Below are 6038 nucleotides of genomic sequence, written 5' to 3'. Positions count from 1 at the left end.
CCGTGTATGACTGGAGCGGCTTCTATATCGGCGCCAACGCCGGCGGCGGCTCGAGTCGCAATTGCTGGGGACTTGCCGGTGGCGGCGGCGCCGAAGGCTGCAACAGCGCCAGCGGCGCGGCGGCCGGCGGCCAGGTCGGCTACCGCATGCAGATGTCGAACTTCGTCGTCGGCGTCGAAGCGCAGGGCGATTGGGCTAATTTCAGCGGCAGCAGCCGAAACCTGATCAATCCTGCTATCACCGATCGATCGCGTCTCAATGCGTTCGGGTTGTTCACCGGCCAAGTCGGCTACGCCTTCAACAACGTGCTCGGCTATGTGAAGGGCGGTGCCGCTGTTGTCGACGACAAGTACAACACGTTCACGACCGCAACCGGCGCGCCGATCAATTCCGCCAACGCGACGCGCTGGGGGGCCACCGTCGGTGCCGGTGTCGAATACGGGCTCACACAGAACCTCTCGCTCGGCGTGGAGTATGACCACATCTTCCTCGACAACAAGAATCTCAACTTCGCCAGCACTGCCGGCGCGACGCCTGCGACCAGCCGCAACATCGGCCAGGACGCCGACCTCGGCCTGGTACGTCTGAACTATCGATTCGGCGGTCCGGGCCTGTTCCACTAGGGCGGGGTTTGTCCAAGCATTGCGAACACGCCATGGAAAAAGCCCCGGCATCGGCCGGGGCTTTTTTGTTACGGCAGGCCACTTCGGCGGTCCGCCTCAGTCCTCCTGGAACTCGAACAGATTCGGGAACGGCGCATACAGGTTCGGTGTCGGCGGGCGCGGACGAACGCGCTGGCGTTGCGAGTACGGGTAGGGCGTGGCGCGCGGATCGTCGCTGACCCCCGCGAAATAGGGATTGACGATGCATTGCAGTTGCCGGCCCGACGCAGTGGCCTGGCACTGCGCATAGCTATCGTAGGTGCAGTAACTCAGCCCGGGATATTCTTGGCCCTGCAGGCAAAACGCATGTCGAATGCCGACGGCCTGAGCCGGAACGGCCGCGGTGAACGACAGCGCAGCCGCCAGGACTGCAAGAAACGCGGCACGCATTGAATAATTCTCCCGATAAAGCTTGGGCCCAGCATCGTCCCGCGCGCCACCCGGCTGCCACATTCGATCGCCGAACAAGCACGCGTGAAACATCGCTCCCTCTGTTAGCCTGCTTCGGAACTATTGCAAGCACAACGGTTCCATCAACTACTTGTGAATTCTGACGAAATCGCCGGGGCGGGCTGCCGCCCTTTCCGTTTCAGTGTGACCGTCAGGCTACAGCAATTGTGGCTGAGATTGTTATGAGGAGACGTCACGGCCTGGGGGCCTCAGACAGGAACTGGACTTAATCGGATGAAGAAACTTCTGTTGATCACGACGGCACTTATTGCGCTCGGCTCGGCCGCGCAGGCTGCTGATCTCGCCGCGCGTCCCTACACCAAAGCGCCGCCGATGATGGCTGCTGCGATCTACGATTGGAGCGGCATCTACATCGGTATCAACGGTGGCGGCGGCTGGAGCCACAACAGCTGGAGCGTTCTCGGTTTTGGCGACGGCTCGCATGATAACTCCGGCGGCACCGTCGGTGGCCAGATCGGCTACCGCTGGCAGACCGGCCCGGTGGTGTTCGGCATCGAAGCTCAGGGCAACTGGGCGGATCTGTCGGGCAGCAACGTGGGCGCCTTCACCGGCTTCACCAACCACAGCAAGACCGATGCGTTCGGCCTGTTCACCGGTCAGCTCGGTTACGCCTGGAACAACGTGCTGCTGTACGCCAAGGGCGGTGCGGCCGTGGTCGACAACAAGTATGACATCAGCTTCGCTGGAACGAACTTCGGCTCGACCAGCGACACCCGCTGGGGTGCGACGGTCGGCGCCGGCCTCGAATACGGCTTCTCGCCGAACTGGTCGCTCGGCTTCGAGTACGACCACATCTTCCTGGGTCGCCAGGACTACACCTTCACCGGCATCGAGACCGCCAGCATCAAGCAGGACGTGGACCTGTTCACGGCTCGCCTGAACTACCGGTTCGGCGGCCCGATGATCTCCAAGTACTGATCTCTATCGTTACTTAGGCGGATCGAACGACCTCGGCGCGACGCTCGCGCCGGGGTTTTTTCATGGGTGAACGGCAAGGGACGAATCACCCACATTAACCACGTGGCGGCGCTGCGCCGGGTGGCTGGCGCAGAGCGCTTGACCTGAGAACAAAAAAAGAACATTGTTCCTCTTATGTTCTTACTCAGGAGGTCGCGATGCTGAAGATCTTTGTCGAGGAAGCTGCCGCGCTGGCGTCGATCACGCTGTTCATCGGCATGATCGCCATGTGGGCGCAAATCATTCCGCAGCTTTGAGTTTTCGTCGCTCACGCCGATTCTCGCGGCCTGCCCTGTTGAAAATCCGGACAGCGGCGCGCCGAGGCGGACTCCAGGTCCTGCGGTCCGGTAACATAGGAGCACGAGTCGGCGGCAGCAGGCAGGCGGAATAAGCCTGCCTCGGCGTCCGGCGTACCGCTCCACCCGCAAGCGTCAAGGCGAGCATGTCCAACGCCGGATTCGTCCATCTCCACGTTCATTCCGCCTATTCGCTGCTGAAGGGCTCGATCAAGATCGCCAAGCTCGGCGAGCTTGCCAAGGCCGACAAGCAGCCGGCATTGGCCTTGACCGACACCGACAACATGTTCGGCGGGCTCGAATTCTCCGACAAGATGGCCGGCTACGGCATCCAGCCGATCGTCGGCTGCGAGCTGGCGGTCGATTTCGGCGACCTCGATCCGAACGCGCGCAATGCGAGCGCGATGATCACGCCGTCGCGAATCGTCTTGCTGGCCGCGCGCGAGGAGGGCTATCGCCATCTGATGCGGCTGAACTCGCGCGCCTTCCTGGAGACGCCGACGCATCAGGCGCCGCACATCAAGTTCGAATGGCTGATGGAGGGCGTCGATGGATTGATCGCGCTCACCGGCGGCCCGGACGGTCCGATCTCGCTGGCAATCCAGCACGATCAGGCGGCGTTGGCGGGCCAGCGCTGCGAGCGGCTGGCCAGCCTGTTCGGCGACCGCCTCTATATCGAATTGCAGCGCCACAACACCGACCGAGAGCGCCGCGTCGAGAGCGGCCTGATCGACATCGCCTACGCCAAGGGCCTGCCGCTGGTCGCGACCAACGAGCCGTATTTCGCCACCGCCGACGATTACGAATCACACGATGCGCTGCTGTGCATCGCCGGTGGTCATCTGATCGCCGATACGGAGCGCGAGCAGCTCACCTCCGATCACCGCTTCAAAACCCGCGCCGAGATGGCGGTGCTGTTCGCCGACATTCCCGAGGCGCTGGCTTCCACCGTCGAGATCGCCGAGCGCTGCTCGTTCCGCCCGCGCACCCGCAAGCCGATTCTGCCGCTGTTCACCGTCGGCGCTGGCACCGATGCAGCCGACGCCGCGAGCGCCGAGGCGGCCGAGCTGAAGCGGCAGGCTGAGGAGGGGCTGGAGCGCCGCCTCAAGGTCCATGGCATGGCGCCGGGCCTAGCCGAGGAGGACTACCACAAGCGCCTCGCCTTCGAGCTCGACGTCATCCTGCGCATGAAGTTTCCGGGCTACTTCCTGATCGTGTCCGACTTCATCAAATGGGCCAAGGCGCAAGGCATTCCGGTCGGGCCCGGCCGCGGCTCCGGCGCTGGCTCGCTGGTCGCGTGGGCGCTGACGATCACCGACCTCGACCCGATGCGCTTTGCGCTGCTGTTCGAGCGCTTCCTCAATCCCGAGCGCGTGTCGATGCCGGACTTTGACATCGACTTCTGCCAGGACCGCCGCGGCGAGGTGATCTCGTACGTGCAGCAGCGCTACGGCCGCGACCAAGTGGCGCAGATCATCACCTTCGGGACTTTGCAGGCGCGCGGCGTGCTGCGCGACGTCGGCCGCGTGCTGCAGATGCCTTACGGCCAGGTCGACAAGCTGACCAAGCTGGTGCCGCAAAATCCGGCCGCGCCCGTGACCTTGGCGGCTGCGATCGAGAGCGAGCCGAAGCTGCAGGCGTTCCGCGAGGAAGACCCGGTGGTCGCGCGCGCCTTCGACATCGCGATGCGCCTCGAAGGCCTGACCCGCCACGCCTCGACCCACGCGGCCGGCATCGTGATCGGCGATCGCCCCTTGAGCGAGCTGGTGCCGCTCTATCGCGATCCGAAATCCGACATGCCGGTGACCCAGTTCAACATGAAATGGGTCGAGCCCGCGGGCCTGGTCAAGTTCGACTTCCTCGGCCTGAAGACGCTGACCGTGCTCGACGTCGCGGTGAAGCTGTTGAAGCAGCGCGACGTCCATGTCGATCTGGCGACGCTGCCGATCGACGATGCGCCGAGCTATCAGATGCTGGCGCGCGGCGACGTGGTCGGCGTGTTCCAGGTTGAAAGCCAGGGCATGCGGCGGGCGCTGATCGACATGCGCCCAGATCGTTTTGAGGACATCATCGCGCTGGTCGCGCTGTACCGGCCGGGCCCGATGGCCAACATCCCGACCTATTGCGCGCGCAAGCATGGCGACGAGGAGCCTGAATATCTGCATCCGCTGCTGGAGCCGACGCTGAAGGAAACCTTCGGCGTCATCATCTACCAGGAGCAGGTGATGCAGATCGCGCAGCGGATGTCGGGCTATTCGCTCGGCGAAGCCGATCTGCTGCGCCGCGCTATGGGCAAGAAGATCCGCGCCGAGATGGACAAACAGCGCGTCCGCTTCGTCGACGGCGCGACCAAGAACGGCGTCACCAAGAGCCAGGCCGACACCATCTTCGACCTCCTGGCGAAGTTCGCCGACTACGGCTTCAACAAGTCGCACGCCGCGGCCTATGCGCTGGTATCCTATCACACCGCCTACATGAAGGCGCATTATCCGGTGGAGTTCATCGCGGCGTCGATGACGCTCGATCTGAACAACACCGACAAGCTCTCCGAATTCCGCGCCGAGGCGCAGCGGCTCAAGATCAAGGTCGAGCCGCCCAATATCAATCGTTCGGGCCCGACCTTCGAGGTCAGCCCGAACACGATCTACTACGCGCTCGCAGCGTTGAAGGGCGTCGGTCCGCAGGCGATCGAGCTGATCGTGGAAGCGCGCAAGAAGGGCGGACTGTTCAAGTCGCTCGCCGACTTCGCCGCGCGCGTCAATCCGCGCGCCATCAACAAGCGAATTATCGAAAGCCTCGCCGCCGCCGGTGCGTTCGACGTGCTCGATACCAACAGGGCGCGGGTGTTCGCCGGTGCGGACGCGATCGTGGCGGCCTGCCAGCGCGCGCATGATGCGGAGACGTCGGGCCAGAACGACATGTTCGGCAATGCCGCCGATGCGCCGACGATCGTGCTGCCGAACATCGAGAACTGGCTGCCGGCCGAGCGGCTACGGCGCGAATATGACGCGATCGGCTTCTTCCTCTCGGGCCATCCGCTCGATGACTACGCCACGGCGCTGAAGCGCCTGCGGGTGCAGAGCTGGGCGGAGTTTTCGCGCGCAGTAAAGACAGGTGCGACAGCGGGCAAGGTTGCCGCCACGGTGGTGTCGCGGATGGAGCGGCGCACCAAGACCGGCAACAAGATGGGCATCATGGGGCTGTCCGATCCGACGGGCCATTTCGAGGCGGTGCTGTTCTCCGAAGGGCTCGCGCAATATCGCGACGTGCTGGAGCCCGGTGCTGCCGTGCTGTTGCAGCTCGGCGCTGAGTTGCAGGGCGAGGACGTGCGTGCGCGGGTGCTGCACGCGGAACCGCTCGATGCCGCTGCGGCCAAGACGCAGAAAGGCCTGCGCATCTTCCTGCGCGACACCAAGCCACTCGATTCCATCGTCAAGCGCCTGCAAGGGCCCGAGGCGGCGGGCAATGGCAATGGTGCGGCGCCGAAGGCGGGCGCTGCTGGTTCCAGCGCAGCGCCGCGCCCGGTCGCAGGCGATGGCGAGGTCTCGCTGGTGATGATGCTCGATCTCGAAACCGAGGTCGAAATGAAACTTCCCGGCCGCTTCAAGGTGTCTCCGCAAATTGCCGGCGCCATCAAGGCGGTGACCGGCGT

At 64.2% G+C, this 6038-nt stretch carries 4 protein-coding genes; 3 read left to right on the top strand and 1 reads right to left on the bottom strand.

From position 1 onward, the window contains the following. A partial coding sequence (locus WA702_RS21560) for an outer membrane protein (protein WP_425112576.1) occupies positions 1-623 on the top strand: 623 nt, incomplete at its 5' end. 96 nt (positions 624-719) lie between these two features. Here the strand turns inward: WA702_RS21560 and WA702_RS21555 are convergent. Continuing rightward, a complete protein-coding gene (locus WA702_RS21555) occupies positions 720-1052 on the bottom strand; it encodes a DUF3551 domain-containing protein (RefSeq protein ID WP_425112575.1) in 333 nt (110 codons plus the stop codon). Positions 1053-1346: 294 nt separating this feature from the next. Here WA702_RS21555 and WA702_RS21550 point away from each other — a divergent pair, with 294 nt between their 5' ends. Together WA702_RS21550 and dnaE are read left to right on the top strand one after the other, a co-directional pair. Then, entirely contained in the window at positions 1347-2051 is a 705-nt protein-coding gene (locus tag WA702_RS21550; protein ID WP_425112574.1) for an outer membrane protein, read from the top strand. A 481-nt stretch (positions 2052-2532) separates the two neighbouring features. Next, positions 2533-6038: DNA polymerase III subunit alpha (dnaE, locus tag WA702_RS21545; RefSeq protein WP_425112573.1), on the top strand; the 3506-nt coding region annotated here is incomplete at its 3' end.

Source organism: Bradyrhizobium sp. (assembly GCF_049798375.1).
Classification (GTDB): Bacteria; Pseudomonadota; Alphaproteobacteria; order Rhizobiales; family Xanthobacteraceae; genus Bradyrhizobium.
The sequence above is the reverse complement of the archived record's forward strand: the minus strand, read 5'-3'. Positions and strand labels throughout refer to the sequence as shown.

Coding starts and splice junctions, on each gene's coding strand:
- WA702_RS21555 (WP_425112575.1), bottom strand. CDS start 1,052: ATGCGTGCCGCGTTTCTTGCAGTCCTGGCGGCTGCGCTGTCGTTCACC.
- WA702_RS21550 (WP_425112574.1), top strand. CDS start 1,347: ATGAAGAAACTTCTGTTGATCACGACGGCACTTATTGCGCTCGGCTCG.